The 23,593-nt window shown below is 71.1% G+C and carries 20 protein-coding genes and 1 pseudogene; 7 read left to right on the top strand and 14 right to left on the bottom strand.

Translation table 11 applies throughout. From position 1 onward, the window contains the following. Positions 1 to 27: 27 nt before the first annotated feature. From ACZ7OY_RS25700 to ACZ7OY_RS25720, 5 genes are all read right to left on the bottom strand, one after another. Positions 28 to 2,403 carry an ABC transporter permease gene (locus tag ACZ7OY_RS25700; RefSeq protein ID WP_471913546.1) on the bottom strand — a complete coding sequence of 792 codons (2,376 nt, stop codon included), beginning with the start codon at positions 2,401 to 2,403 and terminating at the stop codon, positions 28 to 30. Beyond that, a complete protein-coding gene (locus ACZ7OY_RS25705; protein WP_351604455.1) occupies positions 2,400 to 3,089 on the bottom strand; it encodes an ABC transporter ATP-binding protein in 690 nt (229 codons plus the stop codon). The genes ACZ7OY_RS25700 and ACZ7OY_RS25705 overlap by 4 nt, the downstream gene beginning before the upstream one ends. Beyond that, entirely contained in the window at positions 3,086 to 3,610 is a 525-nt protein-coding gene (locus ACZ7OY_RS25710) for a PadR family transcriptional regulator (protein WP_384727897.1), read from the bottom strand. Before ACZ7OY_RS25710 ends, ACZ7OY_RS25705 begins: the two co-directional genes overlap by 4 nt. A 145-nt stretch (positions 3,611 to 3,755) precedes the next feature. Further along, positions 3,756 to 4,112 carry a type II toxin-antitoxin system antitoxin gene (locus ACZ7OY_RS25715; RefSeq protein WP_471913547.1) on the bottom strand — a complete coding sequence of 119 codons (357 nt, stop codon included), beginning with the start codon at positions 4,110 to 4,112 and terminating at the stop codon, positions 3,756 to 3,758. After that, positions 4,058 to 4,993 carry an SPFH domain-containing protein gene (locus ACZ7OY_RS25720; RefSeq protein WP_471913548.1) on the bottom strand — a complete coding sequence of 312 codons (936 nt, stop codon included), beginning with the start codon at positions 4,991 to 4,993 and terminating at the stop codon, positions 4,058 to 4,060. The genes ACZ7OY_RS25715 and ACZ7OY_RS25720 overlap by 55 nt, the downstream gene beginning before the upstream one ends. Before the next feature lie 246 nt (positions 4,994 to 5,239). On the opposite strand from ACZ7OY_RS25720, the gene ACZ7OY_RS25725 reads away from it, so the two are divergent. Continuing rightward, positions 5,240 to 7,579: a transglycosylase domain-containing protein gene (locus ACZ7OY_RS25725; protein ID WP_471913549.1), complete on the top strand. Its 2,340-nt coding sequence runs from the start codon at positions 5,240 to 5,242 to the stop codon at positions 7,577 to 7,579. A gap of 77 nt (positions 7,580 to 7,656) precedes the next feature. On the opposite strand, the gene ACZ7OY_RS25730 is transcribed toward ACZ7OY_RS25725, so the two are convergent. The 4 genes from ACZ7OY_RS25730 to ACZ7OY_RS25745 form a co-directional block, all read right to left on the bottom strand. Beyond that, positions 7,657 to 9,774 carry a SpoIIE family protein phosphatase gene (locus ACZ7OY_RS25730; RefSeq protein WP_471913550.1) on the bottom strand — a complete coding sequence of 706 codons (2,118 nt, stop codon included), beginning with the start codon at positions 9,772 to 9,774 and terminating at the stop codon, positions 7,657 to 7,659. Between the two features lie 349 nt (positions 9,775 to 10,123). Then, positions 10,124 to 10,816: a cytidylyl-2-hydroxypropylphosphonate hydrolase gene (fomD, locus tag ACZ7OY_RS25735; RefSeq protein WP_471913551.1), complete on the bottom strand. Its 693-nt coding sequence runs from the start codon at positions 10,814 to 10,816 to the stop codon at positions 10,124 to 10,126. Positions 10,817 to 10,899: 83 nt separating this feature from the next. Continuing rightward, the gene (locus tag ACZ7OY_RS25740) at positions 10,900 to 12,285 is read right to left on the bottom strand and encodes a class II fumarate hydratase (protein WP_471913552.1); all 1,386 of its coding nucleotides are present in this window, start codon (positions 12,283 to 12,285) and stop codon (positions 10,900 to 10,902) included. 218 nt (positions 12,286 to 12,503) lie between these two features. Beyond that, on the bottom strand, positions 12,504 to 14,171 hold the full coding sequence (locus tag ACZ7OY_RS25745) for a fumarate hydratase (protein WP_471913553.1): 1,668 nt from the start codon (positions 14,169 to 14,171) through the stop codon (positions 12,504 to 12,506). A gap of 144 nt (positions 14,172 to 14,315) precedes the next feature. Here ACZ7OY_RS25745 and ACZ7OY_RS25750 point away from each other — a divergent pair, with 144 nt between their 5' ends. Together ACZ7OY_RS25750 and ACZ7OY_RS25755 are read left to right on the top strand one after the other, a co-directional pair. Beyond that, positions 14,316 to 15,017, top strand: coding sequence for a DUF1707 SHOCT-like domain-containing protein (locus ACZ7OY_RS25750; protein ID WP_471913554.1), 702 nt, complete (start codon positions 14,316 to 14,318; stop codon positions 15,015 to 15,017). 176 nt (positions 15,018 to 15,193) lie between these two features. Continuing rightward, positions 15,194 to 15,568, top strand: a complete 375-nt coding sequence (locus ACZ7OY_RS25755) for a WhiB family transcriptional regulator (RefSeq protein WP_162469284.1) — start codon at positions 15,194 to 15,196, stop codon at positions 15,566 to 15,568. Between the two features lie 247 nt (positions 15,569 to 15,815). Here ACZ7OY_RS25755 and glpX read toward each other — a convergent pair whose 3' ends face one another. Beyond that, a complete protein-coding gene (gene glpX / locus ACZ7OY_RS25760; protein WP_471913555.1) occupies positions 15,816 to 16,850 on the bottom strand; it encodes a class II fructose-bisphosphatase in 1,035 nt (344 codons plus the stop codon). Between the two features lie 126 nt (positions 16,851 to 16,976). Here glpX and ACZ7OY_RS25765 point away from each other — a divergent pair, with 126 nt between their 5' ends. Continuing rightward, positions 16,977 to 17,501, top strand: coding sequence for a DUF4245 domain-containing protein (locus tag ACZ7OY_RS25765; RefSeq protein ID WP_471913556.1), 525 nt, complete (start codon positions 16,977 to 16,979; stop codon positions 17,499 to 17,501). A gap of 149 nt (positions 17,502 to 17,650) precedes the next feature. Then, complete coding sequence (locus ACZ7OY_RS25770; RefSeq protein ID WP_471913557.1) at positions 17,651 to 18,919, top strand: IS30 family transposase; 1,269 nt, start codon at positions 17,651 to 17,653, stop codon at positions 18,917 to 18,919. Between the two features lie 107 nt (positions 18,920 to 19,026). Here ACZ7OY_RS25770 and ACZ7OY_RS25775 read toward each other — a convergent pair whose 3' ends face one another. The 3 genes from ACZ7OY_RS25775 to xseA form a co-directional block, all read right to left on the bottom strand. Further along, on the bottom strand, positions 19,027 to 19,617 hold the full coding sequence (locus ACZ7OY_RS25775) for a malonic semialdehyde reductase (RefSeq protein WP_471913558.1): 591 nt from the start codon (positions 19,615 to 19,617) through the stop codon (positions 19,027 to 19,029). 197 nt (positions 19,618 to 19,814) lie between these two features. Next, the gene (locus tag ACZ7OY_RS25780; protein ID WP_351604337.1) at positions 19,815 to 20,051 is read right to left on the bottom strand and encodes an exodeoxyribonuclease VII small subunit; all 237 of its coding nucleotides are present in this window, start codon (positions 20,049 to 20,051) and stop codon (positions 19,815 to 19,817) included. A 4-nt stretch (positions 20,052 to 20,055) separates the two neighbouring features. Then, entirely contained in the window at positions 20,056 to 21,270 is a 1,215-nt protein-coding gene (gene xseA, locus ACZ7OY_RS25785; RefSeq protein WP_471913559.1) for an exodeoxyribonuclease VII large subunit, read from the bottom strand. A 180-nt stretch (positions 21,271 to 21,450) separates the two neighbouring features. Here xseA and ACZ7OY_RS25790 point away from each other — a divergent pair, with 180 nt between their 5' ends. Further along, on the top strand, positions 21,451 to 22,476 hold the full coding sequence (locus ACZ7OY_RS25790) for a 4-hydroxy-3-methylbut-2-enyl diphosphate reductase (RefSeq protein ID WP_471913560.1): 1,026 nt from the start codon (positions 21,451 to 21,453) through the stop codon (positions 22,474 to 22,476). Positions 22,477 to 22,505: 29 nt separating this feature from the next. After that, a complete protein-coding gene (gene ppgK / locus ACZ7OY_RS25795; protein ID WP_471913561.1) occupies positions 22,506 to 23,252 on the top strand; it encodes a polyphosphate--glucose phosphotransferase in 747 nt (248 codons plus the stop codon). Between the two features lie 15 nt (positions 23,253 to 23,267). Here the strand turns inward: ppgK and ACZ7OY_RS25800 are convergent. Further along, a pseudogene (locus ACZ7OY_RS25800) lies at positions 23,268 to 23,375 on the bottom strand (IS5/IS1182 family transposase); the annotation flags it as partial. Positions 23,376 to 23,593: the final 218 nt, after the last annotated feature.

Here is a 23,593-nt window from a genome sequence, read left to right on the forward strand (position 1 = left end):
GAGGGGCCCGCGACCGGCACTGCCCGGTTACTCCGTGCGCAATCCGTCCGGCCGCATCAGCCGCAGCAGCGGCGGCAGGCTGAACAGGGTCACCACCAGGACGACCGTGGCGCCGAAGCCGGTCATCGCCAGGACGCTCGCCCAGTCGATCCGCACCGCGGTCGCCGTCATCCGCAGCAGCACCGCGCCCAGCGCCAGGCCCACCGTCATGGCCAGCAGCAGACCGAGCGTGATCGGTATCGCCGTCTGCCACAGCACCGACAGGCCGAGCGTGCGCCGCCGGGTGCCGAAGGCGACCAGCGCCGACAGCAGCTTCCTGCGCTCGCGCAACTGCTCCAGCTGGGAGACCAGCAGACTCGCGCCGATCAGCGCCAGCACACAGGCGGCGCCCACGGACAGGCCGGTGCGGATGGAGCGGTACTGCCCGGACTGCACGGTGGACGACCAGGTCGTCGGGTCCAGCAGCGGATCGATCCGGGCGGCCGTGTTGCGCACGTACTCCTGCGCGTCGCGGACACTCGGGTCGAGGCCGAGATAGACCTGCCCACGGATGCCCGCCGCGCTCTCCGCGGGCAGCGCCGACGGCGTGAACAGGAACCCGCCGCGCTTCACACCGGTCGGGTCGGGGCGCGACTGCGCCTGCTTCAGCCCCTGCGGCACCGGCCAGGCGACGGTGACGCTGTCCTTGTCCTCGGCGCCGTCGGCAGGGTCGAGGAACAGCGTGCCGGACTTGGCCAGTTGCCGTGTGCTGTCGTCGTAGTCGGCGCCGCTCAGTACGAAGACGTCGCCCTCACGGCACGACGGCAGCGCCGCCACCTCGCGCAGGGCCGCGCAGTCGCCCACGGTCACCTGGGCGTTCAGCTCGGCGGACATCCGCCGCTCGCCGATGGTCCCCTCGGACAGCGCGACGGCCTTGCGCACCCCGCGGGTGGCGGTCATGTCCTTCACCACGCGCGCCGCCGGGATCCCGGCCGGCACGTTCACCGACATCTGCGCCCGGGTCACGTCCTGGCCGGTCGCCTTGGTGTAGTCCGCCTCCACCCCGGTGAACAGCATCTGCAACGCGATCGCGCCGGCCACCGCCACGGCGATGCCGTTGACCATGCGGGCCGCCGTGCCGCTGCTCAACTGGAGCCTGCGAACCGCCAGTTGCCAGGCGACCCCGCCCGAGTTCAGCCGGGCGACGACCGCCTCGACGGCCCAGGGCAGCAGGGCGGTGATCCCGACGAGCAGCAGCAGCACACCGCCGGTGACCAGGTACTGGTTGAAGTCCCCGTTCGAGCCGCCCTGGCCGAACATCGGGTAGAGCAGCGCCAGCCCGCCGGCCGGCAGCAGCAGCCGCCACCACAGCCGGCGCCGCGGGGGCCGGGCCGTGCGCACCACGCCGAGCGGCTCGATGACCACCCCGCGCAGCGCGAACAGCGTGACCAGCACGGCGGCCGCCGGGACGGCGACGGCGACCAGCACGGCGAGCGCGGGGGAGGGGTTCAGATAGCTCGGGAACACACTGACCCGGAACACCTGGGCGTTGCCCGCGATCTGACGTCCGACCAGGAAGAAGGCGGCACCCAGGACCAGTCCGAGGAGCGCGCCCGCGAGCGCCTCGCCGGCCGCGATCCGCCGCACCATCCGGCCGTCCGAGCCGATCAGCCGCAGCGCCGCGAGCCGCTGGTCGCGCCGCTCGCCGCCGAAGCGCACGGCGGTGGCGATGAACACGGCGACCGGCATCAGCAGCACCACGAACATGACCAGGACCAGCAGGAGCAGCACCGGGTCGGTGCCCGACTCGGCGAACGGATGGGGCTCGCCGAAGGCGCTGATCCGGGCCACGTTCGGCGGGTCGATCCGCGCGGCGAGGCCGTCGGCGCCCGCGTAGTAGGCGAGCTCGTGCGCGCCGATGAGCCCGCTCTCCGTGATGGTCCCGGTGATCCGGTACGGCAGCCGCTCGCGCAGCAGCCGGCCGTCGTCGGAGGAGAGCAGTTCCTTCAGCGCGGGGGAGACCACCATCTCGCCCGGCGCCGGGAACGCCCGCAGCCCCGGCGGCAGCGGCGCCCGGGACCCCTCGGGCTGCATCAGCCGGCCGCGTACGTCCTCGCCGCGGTAGGTGGAGTCGATGTCCGCGATCACCAGCGTGCCGTCGGCCGCGGGCTTCGGGTTGTAGTCGTACGTGTAGTCCCGCCGCGCCTGCTCGCGCTCGTGCCGCACGCTCAGCGCGTTCGGCAGGGCGGTGGTGAGCAGCAGCAGCGCCACCCCCAGACCCACGCCGACCGCGGTGAGCAGGGTCCGCACCCAGCCCTCGCGCCCGCCGGTGAAGGCGAACCGGACCCCCATGGCCAGATCCCGGGACCGGCCCCAGGCCCGCGACCCGCCCGGAGCGCGCAGGTTCCCCCGCTGCACGCTCATACGGCCCGCTCCATGTCCCGGGACCTGCCGTCGCGTACGACGATCTCGCGGTCGGAGTAGGCGGCCACCCGGGCCTCGTGCGTGACCAGCACGACGGCGGCGCCCGAGGTGCGGGCCGCGTCGGTGAGCAGCTCCATCACCCGCTCGCCGTTGAGGGAGTCCAGGGCGCCGGTGGGCTCGTCGGCGAAGACCACCCGGGGGCCGGTGACCAGGGAGCGCGCCACGGCGACCCGCTGTCCCTGGCCGCCGGAGATCTCGCCGGGCCGCTTGGCCGCGAGGTCGTCCACCTCCAGCCGCTCCATCCAGCCCAGGGCGGCCTTCTCGGCCGCCTTGCGGGAGGTGCCGTTCAGCCGCAGCGGCAGGGCGACGTTCTCGACGCAGGTCAGCTCGGGCACGAGCCGGCCGAACTGGAAGACGAACCCGAACTCCGAGCGGCGCAGCGCGCTGCGCCGGGTGTCGCTCATGGTCGCCATCTCCTGGCCGTCGTACAGGATCGACCCGGAGTCGGGCGTGACGATCCCGGCGAGACAGTGCAGCAGTGTCGACTTGCCGGATCCCGAGGGCCCCATCACCGCGACGACCTCGCCGGGGTGGATGGAGAACCCGGCGCCGTCGAGGGCGACCGTGGGTCCGTAGGTCTTGCGCAGGTCCTGGGCGGTCAGCAGGGAGCCGGCGGGGGCGGTCATGCGGTCACCGCCTCGGCGAGCCGGTCCAGGCGGGCGGCGGTCAGTTCGAGCCAGCGCAGGTCGGCCTCCAGGTGGAACAGCGCGTGGTCGCAGATGAGCTGGTCGGCGAGGTCGCCCTTGCGCTTGCGGTCGGTGAGGATGCGCATGCTGCGCAGGTGCTCGGATCGCTGGGCGTCGAGGATGTCGGCGGCGTCGCGGCGGGTGAGCAGCGCGAGGACGATCTTCGTGTAGAGCGTCGACTGGAGGTAGAGCTCGGGCTTCTCCGGCGTCGCGAGCCAGCGCTCCACGTCGGTGATCCCGGCGTCGGTGATGGCGTAGCGCTTGCGCTCGGGGCCGCCGCCCGCCTCGATCCCGTCGACTTCGACGAGTCCGTTCTTCAGCAGGCGGGACATCGTCGAGTAGACCTGGCCGTAGTGCAGCGGCCGGTCGTGACCGAACTTCTCGTCGAAGGCCCGCTTGAGGTCGTAACCGTGGCGTGGCCCGGACTCCAGGAGCCCTAGAAGGGTGTGACCGATGGACATGCCGATGACTCTACACACCGTGTATACGTCGTGTGTATACGCGGCCGGCGCTGAGCGCGGGGACGGGGGTGCGGATGCCCCCGGACGGGCCGGAGTGCGCAGGTGGCAGCCGATTGTCACGGTTCTGCCACACGAGCGCGGCTGCTCAGCCGGCCGGGGGCCTTGGGCCGGGGGCGTCCGGGCCGGTGTCGCCCGGTTCGGGCCGGGGGCCGGGAGCGGCGTCGCGGGGCGGGCGGCCGCGGCGGGCGATCGGGCCCGCCTCGCCGGGCAGGCGTCCGGCCTCCGCCAGCGCCCTGCGCAGCAGGAACTCGATCTGGGCGTTCGCCGAGCGCAGCTCGTCCCCGGCCCACCGGGCCAGCGCCTCGTACACCGACGGGTCGAGCCGCAGCAGCACCTGCTTGCGCTGCTGCGGCCGACGCTGGGGGGACGGTCCCCCGGAGGGATCCGTCACTGGTAGAGGGTCCCGGTGTTCAGGACCGGCTGCGGCGCCCGGTCTCCGCACAGCACGACCATCAGGTTCGACACCATCGCCGCCTTCCGCTCCTCGTCCAGCTCCACGATGTCCTGCTCGGCGATCCGGGCGAGGGCCGCCTCGACCATGCCCACCGCGCCGTCCACGATCTGCCGCCGGGCCGCGACGACCGCACCGGCCTGCTGCCGCTGGAGCATCGCGGAGGCGATCTCCGGAGCGTAGGCGAGATGCGTGAAGCGGGACTCGATGATCTGCACGCCCGCGGCCGCCACGCGCGCGTGCAGCTCGGCGGCGAGCTTCTCGGTGATTTCCTCGGCGTTGCCGCGCAGCGAGAGCCCGCCCTCGTCATGGGCGTCGTACGGGTACTCGATGGCGATGTGCCGCACGGCCGCCTCGGTCTGGGTGGAGACGAACTCCAGGTAGTTGTCCACCTCGAAGGTGGCCTGCGCGGTGTCCTTGACCTTCCAGACCACCACGGCCGCCAGCTCGATCGGGTTGCCGTAGGCGTCGTTGACCTTCAGGACGGCGGTCTCGTGGTTGCGCACCCGCGTCGAGATCTTGGTGCGCGAGGTGAAGGGGTTCACCCAGCGCAGTCCGTCCTCGCGGATCGTCCCGCGGTAGCGGCCGAACAGCTGGACCACCCGGGCCTCGCCCGGCGCCACCGTGTTCAGCCCGCACATCGCGAGGAACGCGCAGAGGCCGACCAGGATGCCGGTGGCGACCAGCGCGGCCGCGGCGCCGCCCTCGCTCACCGACGACCCGACCGCGACCAGCGCGGCCGCCGCCCCCAGTCCGAGCAGTCCGAGCAGCAGCGCGAGGCCGCCGCCGATGCTGTGCGCGGTGAACTCCCGTACCTGCGGCGCCGGCATCTCCGGCATGTCGGCGGTGGCCGACGGGTCGAGTGCGGACATGACTGGTCCCCCGTTTCCTGGACGTTCGCTAGCTTCTATCTAGCTAAGTGATATCACTTAATCTCGTCATGGCAACCCTTGAGCCCTTCCGAACGTCGGTTCCCTTGAGGCGGGGTGCTGATTGTCACGTCCGTAAAAGGCCGGATCGGCAGCCCTTTGTCATAGAGAGCGGTGTTAGCTTTCTGAGCTGACCTGTACCCCCAGGCACTGGTGTGACAGCCGAGACGAAGCGGAGCGAGCGGACTCATGGGACGAGCGGACGAGAGACGAGCGCGGCAACGGGGCGGCCGCCGCGCTGCGCCCCCCAGGGACCGCTCGCCCCAGGCGGCACACGACGAGGGACCGGTCGTCGTCGGTCACGGCCGCGCGGCGGCCCGCCGGGGCGCCAAGCCCGCGAAGAAGAGCTTCATACGCAGGATGTTCACCTGGAAGAAGATCCTCGGCACCTTCCTGGGCCTGTGCCTGCTCGGCATCGGCGGCTTCATCGCGCTCTACATGATGATCGACATCCCCGAGGGGAACGCCGCCGCCAAGCAGGAGAGCAACGTCTACAAGTACAGCGACGGCTCCGTCATGACCCGTGACGGCGAGGTCAACCGGGAGGTCGTCGGCCTCGACCACGTGCCCAAGGACGTCCGGATGGCCTTCGTCGCCGCCGAGAACAAGTCCTTCTACAAGGACTCCGGCGTCGACCTCAAGGGCACCGCGCGCGGTCTGCTCAACACGCTCTCCGGCAAGGGCGCGCAGGGCGGTTCGACGATCACCCAGCAGTACGTCAAGAACTACTACCTGACCCAGGACCAGACCGTCACGCGCAAGCTGAACGAGCTGGTCATCTCGCTGAAGCTGGACCGCGAGAAGTCCAAGGACTACATCCTCGCCGGCTACATCAACACCAGCTACTACGGCCGCAACGCCTACGGCATCCAGGCCGCCGCCCAGGCCTACTTCCGCGTCGACGCCGACAAGCTCAAGGTCGAGCAGGGCGCGTACCTCGCCGCGCTGCTCCAGGCGCCCAGCCAGTACGACTGGGAGGTCGCCAGCGATACCGGCAAGCGGCTCGTCACCCAGCGCTGGAACTACGTCCTCGACAACATGGTCGAGGAGGGCTGGCTGAAGAAGTCCGACCGCGACGCCATGACGTTCCCGAAGATTCTGAACTCCAAGCCCGCCCCCGGTCTCGGCGGCCAGAAGGGCTACCTGGTCAAGGCGGCCAACAGCGCCCTGGAGAAGCAGCTCGTCGAGCAGGGCGTCGCCGAGAACGCCAAGCAGGCGGAGGACATGGTCGGCCGCGGCGGCTGGACCATCACGCTGAACATCAGCAAGAAGAAGCAGGCGGCGCTGGAGAAGGCCGTCAAGGAGCAGCTGACCAGCAAGCTCGACGGCAAGAAGCGCAAGGTCGACGCCGATGTCCAGGCCGGCGCCGTCTCGGTCGACCCGAAGACCGGCGCGGTCGTCGCGATGTACGGCGGCGTCGACTACTACAAGCACTACTACAACAACGCGACCCGGGTGGACTACCAGCCCGCCTCCACCTTCAAGCCGGTCATCCTCGCGGCCGCCCTGGACGAGGGCGCCAGGACGCAGGACGGCCAGGCGATCAGCACGAACACGATCTACGACGGCACCAGCAAGCGGCCCGTCAAGGGCAGCGACATCGGCTTCGCCCCGGAGAACGAGGACGACCAGGACTACGGGCCCATCACCGTGCAGACGGCGATGAACCAGTCGGTCAACTCCGCCTTCGCCCAGCTCGGCGTCGACGTGGGCATGGACAAGGTGCTCAAGGTCGCCGACGACCTGGGCATGGACACCAAGAAGCTGAAGGCGGTGCCCGCGCAGACCCTGGGCACCATGGGGGCCAGCCCGCTCCAGATGGCCGGCGTCTACGCCACCCTCGACAACCACGGCAAGAAGGTCACCCCGGCCCTGATCAAGTCCGTCCAGCACATCTCCCGCACGGTCACCATGCCGGACCCGATCGGCGAAGAGGTCATCAGCCGCGAGGCCGCCGACACCGTCACCTCGGTGCTGACCGGCGTGGTCGACGACGGAACGGCCAAGAAGTCGGTGCGCGACAACCCCAACCGCAACGGGCAGAAGGTCGCGGGCAAGACGGGTACCTCCGACAACAACAAGTCGGCCTGGTTCACCGGCTACACGCCGAGCCTGGTCACCTCGGTCGGTCTGTTCGGCGAGAGCGCCAAGAACGGCGCCCAGGTGCCCCTGACCGGCGCGACCGGACTCCTCCCGGGCGTCGGCCGGGTCAACGGTGGCGGATACCCGGCGCAGATATGGGCCGCGTACACCTTCGGGGTGCAGTCCAAGGTCACCCAGTTCGACCTGGAGACCGATCAGGGCGCGGCGGTACAGCCGACCCTCTCCCCGACCCCCTCGCAGTCGGTGACGGAGTCCCCCTCCGAGTCCCCGACGACCGAGGCGCCCTCGCAGACCCCGACGACCCAGAAGCCGACGCAGACGCCCACCCAGACGCCGACGCAGACGCCGACCGAGACACCGACGGAGACGCCGACCGAGACACCGACGGACAGCATCGACGACCCGCTCGGCCTGAGCGGACAGTGACCGTATGAGAGGGGCGCCCGCGATCCGCGGGCGCCCCTCTCATCTGTGTCCGGGTCAGCTGTGTACGGGCGTCGGCCTCAGCCCCGGTTCAGTTCGAACCAGACCACCTTGCCCGTGCTCAGCCGGGTCGCACCCCACCGTCTGGCCAGCTTGTTCACCAGATACAGCCCGCGGCCGCCCTCGTCCGTGTGCCGCGCCTGCCGCAGCCGCGGCAACTGCGGCACGTCGTCGCCGACCTCGCAGCGCAGCACATCGGTACGCAGCAGCCGCAGCGTGACCGGCCGCGACGCATAGCGCACCGCATTGGTCACCACCTCGCTGACCAGCAGCTCCACGGAGTCGGTGAGCTCCTCCATGCCCCAGCGCGACAGCGCGCGCCGGGCGAGCCGGCGGGCCCGGCCGGGAGCCGCGTCCTCCGGCTCCAGGAACCAGTACGCCACATCGCTCGGCGCGATCCCGTCGAATCGGGCGGCGAGCAGCGCGATGTCGTCGTCCCGGTCGCCGGGACCGAGCATGTCGAGCACCTCGTCGCACAGCGCCTCCAGCGGCGGCGGGTGATCGGGGCCGGTGAGCTGCGCGGTCGCGGCCAGCTTCTCGCGCAGCTGCTCTATGCCGGTCCACACGTCCCGCAGCCGCGACTCCACCAGCCCGTCGGTGTACAGCAGCAGCGTCGCCCCGGCCGGGGCGTCCAGTTCCACCGCCTCGAAGTCGACACCGCCGACCCCGATGGGCGCGCCCGCGGGCACCCGCAGCACCTCCGCCCGGCCGCCCAGGTGCAGCAGCACCGGCGGCGGATGCCCGGCGTTGGCGATGGTGATCCGGTGCGAGACCGGGTCGTAGACGGCGTACAGACAGGTCGCCATACGGTCGGTGCCCAGCCGCTGCGCCTGCTCGTCGAGGTGGTGCAGCACCTCCTGCGGCGGCAGGTCCAGACCGGCGAGGGTCTGCGCGGTCGTGCGCAGCTGGCCCATGATGGCCGCCGACGTCATGGAGTGCCCCATCACGTCACCGACGACCAGCGCCACCCGGCTGCCCGGCAGCGGGATCGCGTCGTACCAGTCGCCGCCGACCCGCGCGGTCTCCGCGGCGGGCAGATAACGCGACGCCAGCCGCACACCCGTGGGGCGCGGCAGCGTCTCCGGCAGCATGGTGCGCTGGAGCTCGTCGGCGATGTACGCCTCCCGCCCGTACAGCACCGCCTTGTCGATGCCGAGCGCGCTGTGCGTGGCGAGCTGGGCGGCGACCAGCAGGTCGTCCGCCTCGAAGGCGATGCGCTCGGGGCGGCGCAGGAACACCGCGGCCCCGATCACCCGGCGCCGGCCGCGCAACGGCGCCAGGATCGCCCGCTGACCGCTGGGCACGACCAGTTCCCCGCCGTCACCGAGGAGTTCCGGCAGCGCGGCCCGGGCGGCCGGGGTGTCGGCGAACACCGGTCGCACCCCGCGCAGCACCTCGGCGAGCGCGCCGCCGGGCCGCACCTCGCACAGCTCGGCGGTGACGGCCGACAGCTCGGTGAGCTCCGGCGGCTGCTCCGGCTGGGGCGCCGAGGCGAACCCGTTCTCGGTGTCGCGCTCCTCCGGGATCCGGTCGGTGCGCCGCAGCCGCAGCACGACGGGACCCGTGGGCCGCTCGTCGCCGACCGGCAGCGGGTCGCGCAGATACACCAGGATGGCGTCGCTGAAGGTGGGCACGGTGGCCCGGCACAGCCCCATCACGATCTCGTCCAGGTCCAGGCCCCGGGCGATCCGCCGGGTCGCGGCCCCGACGAAGCGCAGCCGGTCCCCGTCCCGCCGCATCGGCGTGGGCTTGCCGGGCGTCAGACCCTGCCCGGTGCGCCGCTCCTGCCCCCGCCCGGCGTCCCGCCCGTCGGTCGAAGGGGCGGCGCCGCCCGGCTGGGCCGGGATGGCCTCGGGCGCGGGGCGCGGCCGGTGGGTACCGGTCTCCGCGACGGCGGGCTGGGAGTGCTCGGGGTCGCCGCCGGACTGGTCCTTGCCGCACGGCGCCGCCGCCCCCGGCGTCTCGCCGGACCGCGCCTGGGCGCCCCGGTCGGACTGGGCCGACGGGGCGGACTGGGGCGTTAAGGCGGCGCCACCGGGGGTGCGGGCCGGTGCCGGGGCACGCAGGAGCGCCCCGCGGGGGTCCGTGGGGTCGACGCCCGGCTGCGGGCGTTCGTAGGAGGTGGGCTGCTCCGTCACGCGTGTCGAATCCGTCCGTCCGGGGCTGCGCGCCGCGCGCGCAGTTCGTCCCGCAGAAAACCCGATACCCGGAATACCTGCCCCAGGAACGGAATTGCCGCGTGACCAGAGGTTGTTGCCGTGCCACAGGCGATGCGGGCGAACCCCGAACCGGCACGGCCGGCGGCTCTGCCCGTGCCGAGCCGGCCCCGGGCGCAGCCCGGACCGGTGTTGCCCTCGTACCCCTCGCTCACGTCCTGCCGCCCCTCGGTGACGTTCGGTCAGGCTCGGTGCCTGCTCCGGGAGTTGCCGCTGTGCGCCCTTGCGGAGGACGATCCTACGTTTCGTGCCCGGGGGCATATCAAGGGTCTCATGAGGACACGTGCGCGGGCGTACGGTCCCAGTCCTCCGGCAGCAACGGTACGGCCCAGGACGGATCCGGGCGCCAGTGCTGCCAGCCCTGGCTGTACGGCGCACCCCAGGCCCGGATCACCTCCACCGCGTCCCGCCCCGCCGCCCGCACCCGTTCGGCGAGGTCGGGGTCCATCAGCCCGTCCCGCTGGGCCTGCGCGAACTCGTCCTCGTCGCGCCAGTGCCAACTGCGGTCCGGGTGCACGGAGATGTCCAGAAAGTGATCCTCGGAGTCGACGCCGCCCTCCCAACGGGCCAGCGGTTCCTCAAGGTTCACGTACCAGTTCTTGAACTCCCAGCCCGGTTCCCAGAACAGCCACACCGACCACGGCTCACCGGGCCGGGCCAGCTTCAGCACCCCCGTGCCCAGCCACCGGCCGCTGCGGGCCACCCGCGGCTTGGTGTAACGCGACTCCAGCGGCTCGACGTGCACCGGGGTGCCGTCGGCGAGCACGGGCCGCATGCACTCGGTGCCCGGCGCCATCCACACCGCGAGCACCTCCTCGTCGTCCCGGGCCACGGTGACGGGCCGCGCGATATGGAAGCGCTTGCCGCCGTTCTCCCGGTAGCGCCACAGGATCTGACTCCCGGGCGCCCAGAAACCCGCCGAACCGCCCGTCCTCATGCGTCTCACCACTTCACCGTCTGCCATGCACAGATATTAGGTGTCAGGGGCATACGACGCTGCGGGACCGGAAATGGTTCACACCCGCGGAGGTCGCGATTCGCCAACCGTCACGGGCGCGTCATACGCAGGACATCCAGAGCCTCGTCGAGCTGCTCCAGCGTGAGGTCGCCGCGCTCCACGTACCCGTCCTCCAGCACGACCTGCCGGATCGTCCGCCGCTGCGCCAGCGCCTTCTTGGCCACCTTCGCCGCCTCCTCGTACCCGATGTACTTGTTCAGGGGCGTGACCACGGACGGGGAGGACTCGGCGTACTCCAGGGCGCGTTCCCGGTGGGCGACGATCCCGTCCACGGTCCGGTCGGCGAGCAGCCGCGACACCCGGGCGAGCAGCCGGATCGACTCCAGCACGTTCCTGGCGATCACCGGCAGCATCACATTGAGCTCGAAGTTGCCCGCGGCCCCGGCGACGGCGACGGTGGTGTCGTTCCCGGCCACCTGCGCCGCGACCATCAGCACGGCTTCCGGGATCACCGGATTGACCTTGCCGGGCATGATCGAGGAGCCCGGCTGGAGGTCGGGCAGCGAGATCTCGGCGAGGCCGGTCCGCGGCCCGGAGGCCATCCACCGCAGATCGTTCGCGATCTTGGTCAGGGAGACCGCCACGGTCCTGAGCTGCCCGCTGGTCTCCACGATCGAGTCCCGGGCGCCCTGCGCCTCGAAGTGGTCGCGCGCCTCGGTGAACGGCAGCCCCGTCGCGGCGGCCACCTCCGCGATGACCGCGGCGGAGAACCCGGGCGGGGTGTTGATCCCGGTGCCGACGGCGGTGCCGCCCAGCGGCAGTTCGGCGAGTCGGGGGAGGGAGGCGGTGAGCCGTTCGACGCCGTACCGCACCTGGGCCGCGTACCCGCCGAACTCCTGCCCCAGTGTCACGGGCGTGGCGTCCATCAGATGCGTCCGCCCCGACTTCACCACGTCGGCGAACTCCTCGGCCTTGCGGCCCAGCGCGGCGGCCAGATGCTCCAGGGCCGGGATCAGCTCACGGGTGACGGCGGCGGTGGCGGCGATGTGGATCGACGACGGGAAGACGTCGTTGGACGACTGCGAGGCGTTGACGTGGTCGTTGGGATGCACGTTCCGGCCGAGCCGCTCGCTCGCCAGCGTCGCGATCACCTCGTTGGCGTTCATGTTCGACGAGGTACCCGAACCCGTCTGGAACACGTCCACCGGGAAGTGCTCGTCCCAGGTGCCCGCGGCGACCTCGGCGGCGGCCTCCTGGATCGCGTCGGCCACGTCCTGGCCGAGCACCCCCAGCTCGGCGTTGACCTTCGCGGCCGCCCCCTTGATCCGCGCGAGCGCCTCGATGTGCGCCCGCTCGATCCGCTGTCCGGAGACCGGAAAGTTCTCCACGGCCCGCTGCGTCTGGGCCCGCCACTTGGCGTGCGCGGGCACCCGGACCTCGCCCATGGAGTCGTGCTCGATGCGGTAGTCGTTCATGTTCGGGACAGCACCGCGACGGGCGGGGATGTTCCCTGCCCGCGCCACTCGGCACGTCCGGCGTTTTCAGCCCCTCCGGCGTTCGAGGACGAGGCGGTCCAGGCCGAAGCGGGGTCTGGGGCGCAGCCCCAGGGGGGCGAAGGGGCGCAGCCCCTGGGGAACGGGACGGGACGGGTAAGGGCGGCGGGGGCGAGATTCCCCCCGCCGCGCCAGAGGCGCTACGCCAGCCCGGGTCCGCGCACGGGGATCGACGTGAACGTCGGAGCCGGAGCGGGATCCTGGAAGAAGTCGTTGCCCTTGTCGTCGACGACGACGAACGCCGGGAAGTCCTCGACCTCGATCTTCCAGACGGCCTCCATGCCGAGCTCCTCGTACTCGACGACCTCGACCTTCTTGATGCAGTCCTGGGCGAGACGGGCGGCGGGTCCGCCGATGGAGCCGAGGTAGAAACCGCCGTGCGCGCCACAGGCGTCGGTGACCTGCTTGCTGCGGTTGCCCTTGGCCAGCATCACCTTGGAGCCGCCCGCCGCCTGGAACTGCTCCACGTAGGAGTCCATGCGGCCGGCCGTGGTCGGGCCGAAGGAGCCGGAGGCGTAGCCCTCGGGGGTCTTCGCCGGGCCCGCGTAGTAGACCGGGTGGTCCTTCAGGTACTGCGGCATCTCCTCGCCCGCGTCGAGGCGTTCCTTGATCTTGGCGTGCGCGATGTCACGGGCCACGACCAGCGGGCCGGAGAGCGAGAGACGGGTCTTGACCGGGTACTTCGTCAGCTCGGCGAGGATGTCGTCCATCGGCTGGTTCAGGTCGATCCGGACGACGTCGCCGGCCTCGTCGAGGTGCTCGTCCGTGGTCTCCGGCAGGAAGCGCGCCGGGTCGGTCTCCAGCTGCTCCAGGAAGACGCCCTCGGCGGTGATCTTCGCGACGGCCTGGCGGTCGGCCGAGCAGGAGACGGCGATGGCGATCGGGCAGGACGCGCCGTGCCGGGGCAGCCGCACCACGCGCACGTCGTGGCAGAAGTACTTGCCGCCGAACTGCGCGCCGATGCCGATCTTCTGGGTCAGCTCGAAGACCTTCTCCTCCAGCTCCTTGTCCCGGAAGCCGTGGCCGAGCTCGGAGCCCTCGGCCGGGATCTCGTCCAGGTAGTGCGCGGAGGCGTACTTCGCGGTCTTCAGCGCGTACTCGGCGCTGGTGCCGCCGACCACGATCGCCAGGTGGTACGGCGGGCAGGCGGCCGTACCCAGCGAACGGATCTTCTCCTCCAGGAACTTCATCATGGAGCCCTCGTTGAGGACCGCCTTCGTCTCCTGGTAGAGGAACGACTTGTTGGCCGAGCCGCCGCCCTTGGCCATGAACAGGAACTTGTAGGCGCCGCCGTCGGTGGCGTACAGCTCGATCTGCGCCGGCAGGTTGGAGCCGGTGTTCTTCTCGTCCCACATGGTCAGCGGGGCCATCTGCGAGTAGCGCAGGTTCAGGTTCTTGTACGCGTCGTAGATGCCACGGGAGAGGGCGGCCTCGTCGCCGCCCTCGGTGAGCACGTTCTGCCCGCGCTTGCCCATGACGATCGCCGTGCCGGTGTCCTGGCACATGGGCAGCACGCCCGCGGCCGCGATGTTCGCGTTCTTCAGCAGGTCCAGGGCGACGAACTTGTCGTTGGCCGAGGCCTCCGGGTCGTCGATGATGCGGCGCAGCTGGGCGAGGTGGGCCGGGCGCAGATAGTGCTGGATGTCGTGGATCGCCTCCTCGGCGAGCTTGCGCAGCGCCTCGGGCTCCACCTTGAGGAACGTCCGCCCGTCGGCCTCGAAGGTGGACACACCCTCGGAGGTCACCAGCCGGTAGGGGGTGGTGTCCTCTCCCATGGGGAGCAGATCGGTGTACGCGAACTCAGGCATCTCGCCCATTCCTCACTCGACAGACAGCGGCTGGCCTCCATTGGCAGCGTCCACCAGCGTAGAACCTGGCGTCCGCGCAGGGCCTGTGAGGTAAGGCTCACTTCGGGGGTGTCGCGATCTATCGTGTTTCGCTAGTCTGGTTCCGTGGACCTTCAGAAGCAGACCGGGACGCGCCCCGCCGCCGAGCCCCGGGGCACCGAACTGCGTGCCTCGGACGCCGACCGTGACCGCATCGCCGACATCCTGCGCGACGCCATGGCCGAGGGCCGGCTGACCGCGGAGGAGCACGCCGAGCGGGTCGAGGGCGTGCTCGCCGCCAAGACAGTCGGTGAGCTGGAGGTCTTCATCCGGGACCTGCCCGCCGCCCACCACCGGGCCGCCCCGGCCTACGCCGCCGCTCCCGGCCGCCCGGCCGCGGGCGCCATCCCGGCCGACCCCGACGAGAACGTGGTCGCGGTCTTCAGCAGCGCCGTCCGCAAGGGCCGCTGGCGCGCCGGACGCCGTATCCACGCGTACGCGATCTTCGGCAGCGTCGAGATCGACCTCAGCGAGGCGCTCTTCGAGTACCAGCAGGTCGTCATCAAGGCGCTCTCGGTCTTCGGCAACGTCGAGGTCAGGGTCCCGGAGAACGTCTCGCTGCGGGGCACCGGCGGTGGCGTGCTGGGCAACTTCGAGGTGGACACGCTGGACGCCGTCGACCCGGACGCGCCCGTCGTCTATCTCGACGGCTGGGCCGTACTGGGCAACATCGAGGGCAAGCCCAAGCGCGGCAGACTCGTCGGGGACATCCTCGACCGGGTCCAGCGCAAGGTCGACAAGAGTTTGCGCAAGCACCTGGACCGTTGACGGTCGTGAATTCCGGGGTCCCCGCGGCGGCCGGGGCCGGGTGCGGCCGGTGTTCCGCGGGCGTCGACGCGCCCCCGGAAACCTGCGGTTCGGAACCGAGTGCATAGGCGCGCGTACAGCGGGTAGGCCTTGCTGCATCGTCTCTCGCTCGCGAAGCCGTCGTCAGGAGTAGACCCGTGCAGCAACCGCCGCATTCGTCCCTGCAGGTAGCTGCCGTACCGGCCCAGCGGGTGCCGGTGCGGGACAGGGATCAGGACGCGCCCTGGCACACCGAGGCGGTGTGCCGGCGCGACGAGGCCGGCCTGTTCTTCGCACCGTCCAAGGAACCCACCGCCGCCCGGCTCTCCCGCGAGGAGGCGGCCAAGCGGGTCTGCGCGCGCTGTCCGGTGATGGTCGAGTGCCGCGAGCACGCGCTGCTCCAGCCCGAGCCGTACGGCGTCTGGGGCGGCCTCACCGCCGCCGAGCGCCGTGTGGTGCTGGCCCGGCGCCGCCGCCGCGAGCTCGAACTGAAGAAGGCGCGCGCGGCGAACCGCATAGCGGCCGCGGGCTGACCCCTGGATCCTGCCGTCCTGCCGCCCCTGGATCCCGCTGTCCGTCTGCCGGGTGCTTCCGGGTGCTTCCGGGTCGCCCGGGCGGGACCGGTCGGCGTCCGTGGGGCCGCGATCCGCGCCGGTGTGCGCGTCCTGCGTGTCCTGCGGGCCAGTGGATCGTTCGTACGTGAAGGGGGCGCTCCCTCCGCACCGGGGGCGCCCCCTTCACGTATGAGTGCGGCCGCCGGTTGCGGCCGCCGGGTGGTGGCTACTTGGCGCGGTCGAAGTCGATCGCGCTGTACGCACGCAGCTTGCTCAGCCGGTGCTCGGAGTCGATCCGGCGGACCGTGCCGGACTTGGAGCGCATCACGATCGAGTCGGTCGTGGCGGTCTCGGACCGGTAGCGCACCCCGCGCAGCAGCTCGCCGTCGGTGATGCCGGTGGCGACGAAGAAGACGTTCTCGCCGGAGACCAGGTCGTCCGTGGTCAGCACGCGGTCGAGGTCGTGCCCGGCGTCGATCGCCCGCTGACGCTCCACGTCGTCCTTCGGCCAGAGCTTGCCCTGGATGGTGCCGCCCAGGCACTTCACCGCGCAGGCCGAGATGATGCCCTCGGGGGTGCCGCCCACGCCGAGCAGCAGGTCGACGCCGGTGCCCTCGCGCAGCGCCAGGATCGAGCCGGCGACATCGCCGTCGGAGATCAGCTTGATGCGGGCGCCGGTCTCCCGGATCTCCTTGATGAGGCCGTCGTGCCGCGGCCGGTCGAGGATGACGACGGTGACGTCCTCGGGCGAGGAGCGCTTGGCCTTGGCGACCCGGCGGATGTTCACGGACACGGGCGCGTCGATGTCGACGAAGTCGGCGGCCTCGGGGCCCGTGACCAGCTTGTCCATGTAGAAGACGGCGGACGGGTCGAACATCGAACCGCGGTCGGCGGCGGCGAGCACCGCGATCGCGTTCGGCATGCCCTTGGCGGTCAGCGTGGTGCCGTCGATCGGGTCGACGGCAATGTCGCACTCCGGGCCGGTGCCGTCGCCGACCCGCTCCCCGTTGAAGAGCATCGGGGCTTCGTCCTTCTCGCCCTCACCGATGACGACGACACCGTTCATCGACACGGTGGAGACGAGCGTGCGCATGGCGCGCACCGCGGCACCGTCGGCGCCGTTCTTGTCGCCGCGCCCGACCCAGCGGCCCGCGGCCATCGCCGCGGCTTCGGTCACCCGGACGAGTTCCAGGGCGAGGTTGCGGTCGGGGGCCTCGGAGGGAACCTCGAGTTCGGAGGGCAGCTGATGATTCTCGGTCATCGGAGCGCACCTTTCTGATACGGCGACGGCCGGATGAGGGTGTTGGCCCCGACTCTATCGCCAGACTGACAAAATGAGCAGGGCCCCCCACGGATGAGCGCACCGGGTACCTGCGACGATAGGGGCGTGGCAGGTTCGAACGGCAAGCAGAAGACGGTCCGGGACATGATTCTTTCCCTGGGCCTGATCATGGTCGCGGCAGGTGTCATCTACATCTTCGTCCCGCACGACGATCACGCTCCCGACATCAAGCGGGTCGACTACCGCGTCGAGCTGCTGACGGCTCGGCGTGCGGCGTCGTACCCGGTGGCCGCGCCCGAAGGCCTGCCGGAGAGCTGGAAGGCGACCTCCGTGCGCTTCCGCGGCGACGAGTCCGACGCCTGGCACCTCGGCTTCCAGGACCCCGACGGGGAGTACGTGGCCGTCGAGCAGTCGACTCAGAAGCGCGCCGAGTTCGTCGAGGAGGCGAGCCAGGGCGCCAGGGCGACGAAGGTGACCGACGAGATCGGCGGCCGTACCTGGACCCGTTACACCGGGGGCCGCTACGACGCCCTCGTGCTGGAGGGCGCCGACGGCTCCACGACGGTCGTGGCGGGCACGGCGTCCTTCGACCGGCTGGTGAAGATGGCCGAGGCGCTGAAGACGGCGTGAGTGCCTGGCGTCCGAAGAGGGCGTGAGTGCCTGGCGTCCGAAGAGGGCGTGAGTGCCGGCCGCCTTCCGAGGCGTACGCAGACATGACGAAGCCCCCGGCGACGCTTCCGTTCTAGTGGTCGTTGCAACACCCCAGCTCAGGGGTTGCAGTGGACTTCGAGATTCGGCAGGACCGCAAGTCGCGGGGGCCTCGCAAGTTGGTCGCTGAGCGGGCCGCATACTTCCAGCTCATGGAGCAGGGGTACAGCACCCGGGAAGCGGCCCGCATCGTCGGCATCAACCTGCGGACCGGCAAGAAGTGGCGTAACGGACACCACTCGCCAGGCAAGGGATTGAAGCCGGTTCCCCCGATCTATCCGCCTTCCGGGCAGCAGCCCGAAGGGACGACTGACCAGGGGGAGCCGGCTTCACGCGCGTCGCGCTACCTGCGCGAGGAGGAACGCGTTCACATCGCGGACCGGCTGCGGGAAAAGGCGTCGATCCGGCAGATCGCCACCGAGTTGGGCCGCAGCCCGTCGACCGTCAGCCGGGAGATACGCCGCAACCGGCGCTCCATGCCCAAGGGCGGTTTCTCATACCGGCCTTTCCACGCCCACCGCCGTGCCGAGGGTCGGCGGGCTCGCCCCAAGGTCGGCAAGATCGGCCAGTGCCATGAGCTGAGGGACTTCATCCAGGACCACCTGACGATGCGGTGGAGCCCGGAGCAGATCTGCCAGGCTCTGCGGACCCGCTTCCCCGACCGTCCGGAGATGCATGTGGTCCACGAGACGATCTACCAGGCGCTTTACGTCCAAGGCCGCGGAGAACTCCGTCGCGAGCTGACCCGCGCACTGCGGACCGGCAGGGCCATGCGGCGCCCGAACCGTCACGCCGACCGACGGATCAACCGGCCGATCAAGAACATGATCATGATCAGCGAGAGGCCCGCCGAAGCGGCCGACCGGGCCGTCCCGGGCCACTGGGAGGGCGACCTCATCATCGGCAAGAGCGGCAAGTCCGCCATCGGCACTCTCGTCGAACGCTCCACCCGCTACCTGATGCTCGTCCACCTTCCGGACGGCCACAGCGGCCTCGCGACCCGCAACGCGCTCGCCACGACCGTCCAGGCCCTCCCGCGCCACCTCTGGCAGTCCCTGACCTGGGACCAGGGCTCGGAGCTGTCCGCCCACCGGGCATTCACCGTCGTCACCGGCATCCCGGTCTACTTCTGCGACCCGGCCAGCCCCTGGCAGCGTGGCTCGAACGAAAACACCAACGGCCTGCTGCGGCAGTACTTCCCCAAGGGCACCGACCTGACTGCCCACACCCCCGACGACCTGGCGGCCGTCGCCGCCGAGCTGAACAGCCGGCCACGCAAAACGCTCGGCTGGGAAACCCCAGCCGAGCGCCTCGCTAAGCTCCTGGCCACAGCCAGTTGATCACCTGTGTTGCGACGACCCCTGGAATCTGCCACGTGCCGGGGGCCTTCGTCATGCCTGGAGGTCCGGGGGCGCCCCGGAGGGTGCCCCGGAGCTCCGGAACCGTCTCAGACGGTGGTGATGACCTCGTCGTAGGCCAGGCGCGGGGAGCGCGGGAACCAGGCGTCGGGGCCCGGCTTGCCGATGTTGACCACCATCAGCGGGGTGTGGTCGTCGTCGAGGAACTCCTTGCGGACGCCCTCGAAGTCCAGACCGGTCATCGGGCCGGCGGCCAGACCGGCGGCGCGGACGCCGATGATGAAGTAGGCGGCCTGGAGGGCGGCGTTGAGCGCGGCGCTGGGCTCACGCACCTCGCGGGCGCCGAAGAAGGCGTCCTTGGCCTGGGGGAAGTGCGGGAAGAGCTGGGGCAGCTCCTCGTGGAACTCGTTGTCGGCGGAGAGGATCGCGACCAGCGGGGCGGCGGCGGTCTTCTGCTTGTTGCCGTCGGCCATGTGCTGCAGCAGGCGCTCGCGGGCCTCGGCCGAGCGGACCAGGGTGACGCGCAGCGGCGACTGGTTCATGGAGGTCGGGCCGAACTTGACCAGGTCGTAGATCGCCTGGACCTGCTCGTCGGTCACCGGCTCGTCGGTGAAGGTGTTCGCGGTACGGGCCTCGCGGAACAGCAGGTCCTGAGCGGCGGGGTCGAGAACGAGAGACATCTGAACCTTCTCGGGATGTGCGTCCGGCCCTGCAGGACCGGCTGACTGCACCGACCATAAGCGAGGTGAAGTTCAAAGTTCAACCAAACGTGGAGTGTGGTGATCCGCTTCACAGCCGCCCTCTCGCCGAGGGCGCCTGCCCGCGATCACCTCGCCGAAGGCGCCCCTCGCCCGGGCCGCCGCGCCGCGCCGAGCGGCTACCCCGCCGAGCCCTCGGCCTCTGCGTCCTCCGCCTCCTCGGCGAGCGCCGCGTCCAGCCGCGCCCGCGCGCCCTCCAGCCACCGCCGGCACACCTTGGCCAGCTCCTCGCCCCGCTCCCAGAGCGCTAGCGACTCCTCCAGCGTCGTGCCGCCCGCCTCCAGCCGCCGCACGACCTCGATCAGCTCGTCACGGGCCTGCTCGTACCCGAGCGCCTCGTCCACCCTGCCGGTCATTCACTCACTCCTGGACATCGACTCGTACGTTGAACTCGCCCTCGGCGACCCGCGCCCGCAGCGCCTCCTGCGGCGCCACCTCGCCCGGGTCCCGGACGACATGCCCGTCCGCTTGCTGGAGCACGGCGTAGCCACGCTTCAGCGTCGCCGCGGGGGAGAGGGCCACCACGCGCGCGTGGGTGTGGCCCAGTTCGGAATCCGCCCGGTCGAGGAGATGACCGAGGGTCCGCCGGGCCCGGCCGAGCAGGGACGCCACCTGGTCCTCCCGCTCGTCGACCATCCGGTGCGGGTCCTCCATCGAGGGCCGGGCCAGCGCATGGGCGAGACCGCGCTCCTCCCGGTCGACCAGCCCCTGCACGCACCGCCGCGCCCGGTCGCGCAGCATCCGCACCCGCTCGTACTCCTCGCCGACGTCCGGTACGACCTTCTTCGCCGCGTCCGTCGGCGTCGAGGCCCGCAGATCGGCCACGTAGTCGAGGAGCGGGGTGTCGGGCTCGTGCCCGATCGCGGACACCACCGGCGTGCGGCAGGCGGCGACCGCGCGGACCAACTGCTCGTCGGAGAACGGCAGCAGGTCCTCCACACTGCCGCCGCCGCGCGCGACGATGATCACGTCCACCTCGTCGAGCGCGTCGAGCTCCTTCACCGCCTGCACGACCTGCGGGACGGCATGCACCCCCTGCACGGGGACGTTGCGCACCTCGAAGCGGACGGCGGGCCAGCGGTGCCGGGCGTTCTCCAGCACATCGCGCTCCGCCGCCGAGGCGCGGCCGCAGACCAGCCCGACGAGCTGCGGCAGGAACGGCAGCGCCTTCTTCCGCTCGGGCGCGAACAGCCCCTCCGCCGTCAGCGACTTCTTCAGCTGCTCCAGCCGGGCCAGCAGCTCGCCGACGCCCACGGGCCGGATCTCCGCCGCCCGCAGCGACAGCTGCCCGCGCGGCGCGTACCACTCGGGCTTGGCGAGGACGACGACCCGGGCGCCCTCGCCCACGACATCGGAGACCGCGTCGAACACCTGCCGGTAGCAGGTGACGCTGACGGAGATGTCGTACGACGGGTCGCGCAGCGTCAGGAACACCACCCCCGCACCCGGGCGCCTCGACAGCTGGGTGATCTGCCCCTCGACCCACACCGCGCCGAGCCGGTCGATCCATCCCCCGATGAGCCGCGAGACCTCGCCGACGGGCATCGGGGCGTCCGCGGACGTGTTCACAGCCATGCGCCCGAGCGTAACGGCCGGTACCGACAATGCGGCCCGGCCCAGGCCGAGTCGGCACCGGGATCGGCCACGTCCTGCGGCCGGCGGACGAGGCGGGTGCGACCGGCCGTCCGGCCCGCCGCCGGCCGCACCGGGCGGACCGGGGGCGGGCGATCCGTGCCCCTCGGACGCGGCCTTACGATGGGTCCCATGACTGCTTCGCCTGGCCGCCGTGTCCTGCTCGCCGCCCCCCGTGGCTACTGCGCGGGTGTGGACCGCGCCGTGATCGCCGTCGAGAAGGCCCTCGAACAGTACGGGGCCCCGATCTACGTCCGGCACGAGATCGTGCACAACAAGTACGTCGTGCAGACCCTGGAGCGGAAGGGCGCGATCTTCGTCGAGCGGACGGAGGAGGTGCCCGAGGGGAACATCGTCATGTTCTCCGCGCACGGCGTCGCCCCCGTCGTCCACGAGGAGGCCGCGCGCGGCCGTCTCGCCACCATCGACGCGACCTGCCCGCTGGTCACCAAGGTCCACAAGGAAGCCGTCCGCTTCGCCGACGAGGACTTCGACATCCTGCTGATCGGGCACGAGGGTCACGAGGAGGTCATCGGCACCTCCGGCGAGGCTCCCGACCACATCCAGCTCGTCGACGGTCCCGCCGACGTCGCCAAGGTCGAGGTCCGTGACCCGTCCCGGGTCGTCTGGCTCTCGCAGACCACTCTCTCCGTCGACGAGACCATGGAGACCGTCGACGCGCTGAAGGAGAAGTTCCCGCAGCTCATCTCGCCGCCCAGCGACGACATCTGCTACGCCACGCAGAACCGTCAGCTGGCCGTGAAGCAGATGGGCGCCGAGGCGGACCTCGTGATCGTGGTCGGCTCGCGCAACTCCTCCAACTCCGTCCGGCTCGTCGAGGTCGCCAAGCTCGCCGGCGCGCGCGCCGCGCATCTGGTGGACTTCGCGAGCGAGATCGACGAGGCCTGGCTGGACGGCGTGAGCACGGTCGGCGTCACCTCGGGCGCGTCGGTGCCCGAGGTGCTGGTCGAGGAGGTCCTGGCCTGGCTGTCCGAGCGCGGCTACGCGGACGTCGAGCTGGTCAAGGCGGCCGAGGAGTCCATCACCTTCTCGCTGCCCAAGGAGCTCCGCCGCGATCTGCGCGAGGAGGCGGCGGCACTGGTCGCCGAGCGCGGCGGGTCCGGCACGGTCACCGACTCCGGGGAGTGACCATCAGCCCTACGTCGTAACGTAGGGCCATGCAGATCTTCGGCGTGGACATCGGTGGATCCGGGATCAAGGGCGCTCCCGTGGACCTGGACATGGGCGACCTCGCCCAGGAGCGGTGCAAAGTGCTCACCCCGCACCCGGCGACTCCGGACGGAGTCGCCGACGGGGTGAAGCAGGTCGTCGACCACTTCGGCTGGACCGGACCGGTCGGACTCACCTTCCCGGGCGTGGTCACCGGCGGGTCCACCATCCGTACGGCGGCCAACGTCGACAAGAGCTGGGTCGACCTGGACGCGCGCGCGTTGTTCAGCGAACGGCTGGGCGGTCTGCCGGTCACCGTGGTCAACGACGCGGACGCGGCGGGCGTCGCCGAGATGGAGTTCGGCGCCGGCCGGGGCCGCCGGGGCACGGTCATCCTGCTGACCTTCGGCACCGGGATCGGCAGTGCCCTCTTCGTCGACGGGACGCTCGTCCCCAACACCGAGCTGGGCCACCTCGAACTGGGCGGTCACGACGCGGAGAAGCGCGCCTCCAGCAAGGCCAAGGAGGACGGCGAGCTGACCTGGGAGCACTGGTCGCGCCGGGTCACGAAGTACCTCGCCCATGTCGAGATGCTCTTCTCGCCCGAACTGTTCATCATCGGCGGCGGCGTCAGCCGCAAGTCGGAGAAGTTCCTCCCCTTCATCGAGGGCATCAAGGCCGAGATCGTCCCGGCCCAGCTCCAGAACAACGCGGGAATCGTGGGAGCGGCGATGCGGGCCTTCAAGGAGGGCTAGGTTCTGTCTCTTTGGTCAGCGCCGTGTCCGGATGAGGATGGCGGCCAGGTGGAGTGCGGCCTGGTGGGCGATAGCGAGTTTGTCGCATCGCGTGGCCAGGCCGCGCCACTGTTCGAGGCGGTTGGGTTGGGTAGGCCGCGCGACGAGGTACCTGCCATGTGCAGGCCCTTTTCCGCACGGCCCCCCTCCGAACCCGCCGTACGAGTTTCCCCGTAACGGGCTCTCCAGTGACCTATTTCGTGACGCTACCGGTTGGCTTTCCTGAGTGGATCGTGTCATGGCAGCCGACGGTCCCACATCGCATCAGTGATCACTGACCGGACAGACACATCCGATCAACT

The organism is Streptomyces sp. NPDC107559, assembly GCF_055657365.1.

What these genes read in the sequence shown, in the direction of transcription:
- ACZ7OY_RS25700 (WP_471913546.1), bottom strand. Translation starts at nt 2,403, where the DNA reads ATGAGCGTGCAGCGGGGGAACCTGCGCGCTCCGGGCGGGTCGCGGGCC.
- ACZ7OY_RS25705 (WP_351604455.1), bottom strand. Translation starts at nt 3,089, where the DNA reads ATGACCGCCCCCGCCGGCTCCCTGCTGACCGCCCAGGACCTGCGCAAG.
- ACZ7OY_RS25710 (WP_384727897.1), bottom strand. Translation starts at nt 3,610, where the DNA reads ATGTCCATCGGTCACACCCTTCTAGGGCTCCTGGAGTCCGGGCCACGC.
- ACZ7OY_RS25720 (WP_471913548.1), bottom strand. Translation starts at nt 4,993, where the DNA reads ATGTCCGCACTCGACCCGTCGGCCACCGCCGACATGCCGGAGATGCCG.
- ACZ7OY_RS25725 (WP_471913549.1), top strand. Translation starts at nt 5,240, where the DNA reads ATGGGACGAGCGGACGAGAGACGAGCGCGGCAACGGGGCGGCCGCCGC.
- fomD (WP_471913551.1), bottom strand. Translation starts at nt 10,816, where the DNA reads ATGGCAGACGGTGAAGTGGTGAGACGCATGAGGACGGGCGGTTCGGCG.
- ACZ7OY_RS25740 (WP_471913552.1), bottom strand. Translation starts at nt 12,285, where the DNA reads ATGAACGACTACCGCATCGAGCACGACTCCATGGGCGAGGTCCGGGTG.
- ACZ7OY_RS25745 (WP_471913553.1), bottom strand. Translation starts at nt 14,171, where the DNA reads ATGCCTGAGTTCGCGTACACCGATCTGCTCCCCATGGGAGAGGACACC.
- glpX (WP_471913555.1), bottom strand. Translation starts at nt 16,850, where the DNA reads ATGACCGAGAATCATCAGCTGCCCTCCGAACTCGAGGTTCCCTCCGAG.
- ACZ7OY_RS25775 (WP_471913558.1), bottom strand. Translation starts at nt 19,617, where the DNA reads ATGTCTCTCGTTCTCGACCCCGCCGCTCAGGACCTGCTGTTCCGCGAG.
- ACZ7OY_RS25780 (WP_351604337.1), bottom strand. Translation starts at nt 20,051, where the DNA reads ATGACCGGCAGGGTGGACGAGGCGCTCGGGTACGAGCAGGCCCGTGAC.
- xseA (WP_471913559.1), bottom strand. Translation starts at nt 21,270, where the DNA reads ATGGCTGTGAACACGTCCGCGGACGCCCCGATGCCCGTCGGCGAGGTC.
- ACZ7OY_RS25790 (WP_471913560.1), top strand. Translation starts at nt 21,451, where the DNA reads ATGGGTCCCATGACTGCTTCGCCTGGCCGCCGTGTCCTGCTCGCCGCC.
- ppgK (WP_471913561.1), top strand. Translation starts at nt 22,506, where the DNA reads ATGCAGATCTTCGGCGTGGACATCGGTGGATCCGGGATCAAGGGCGCT.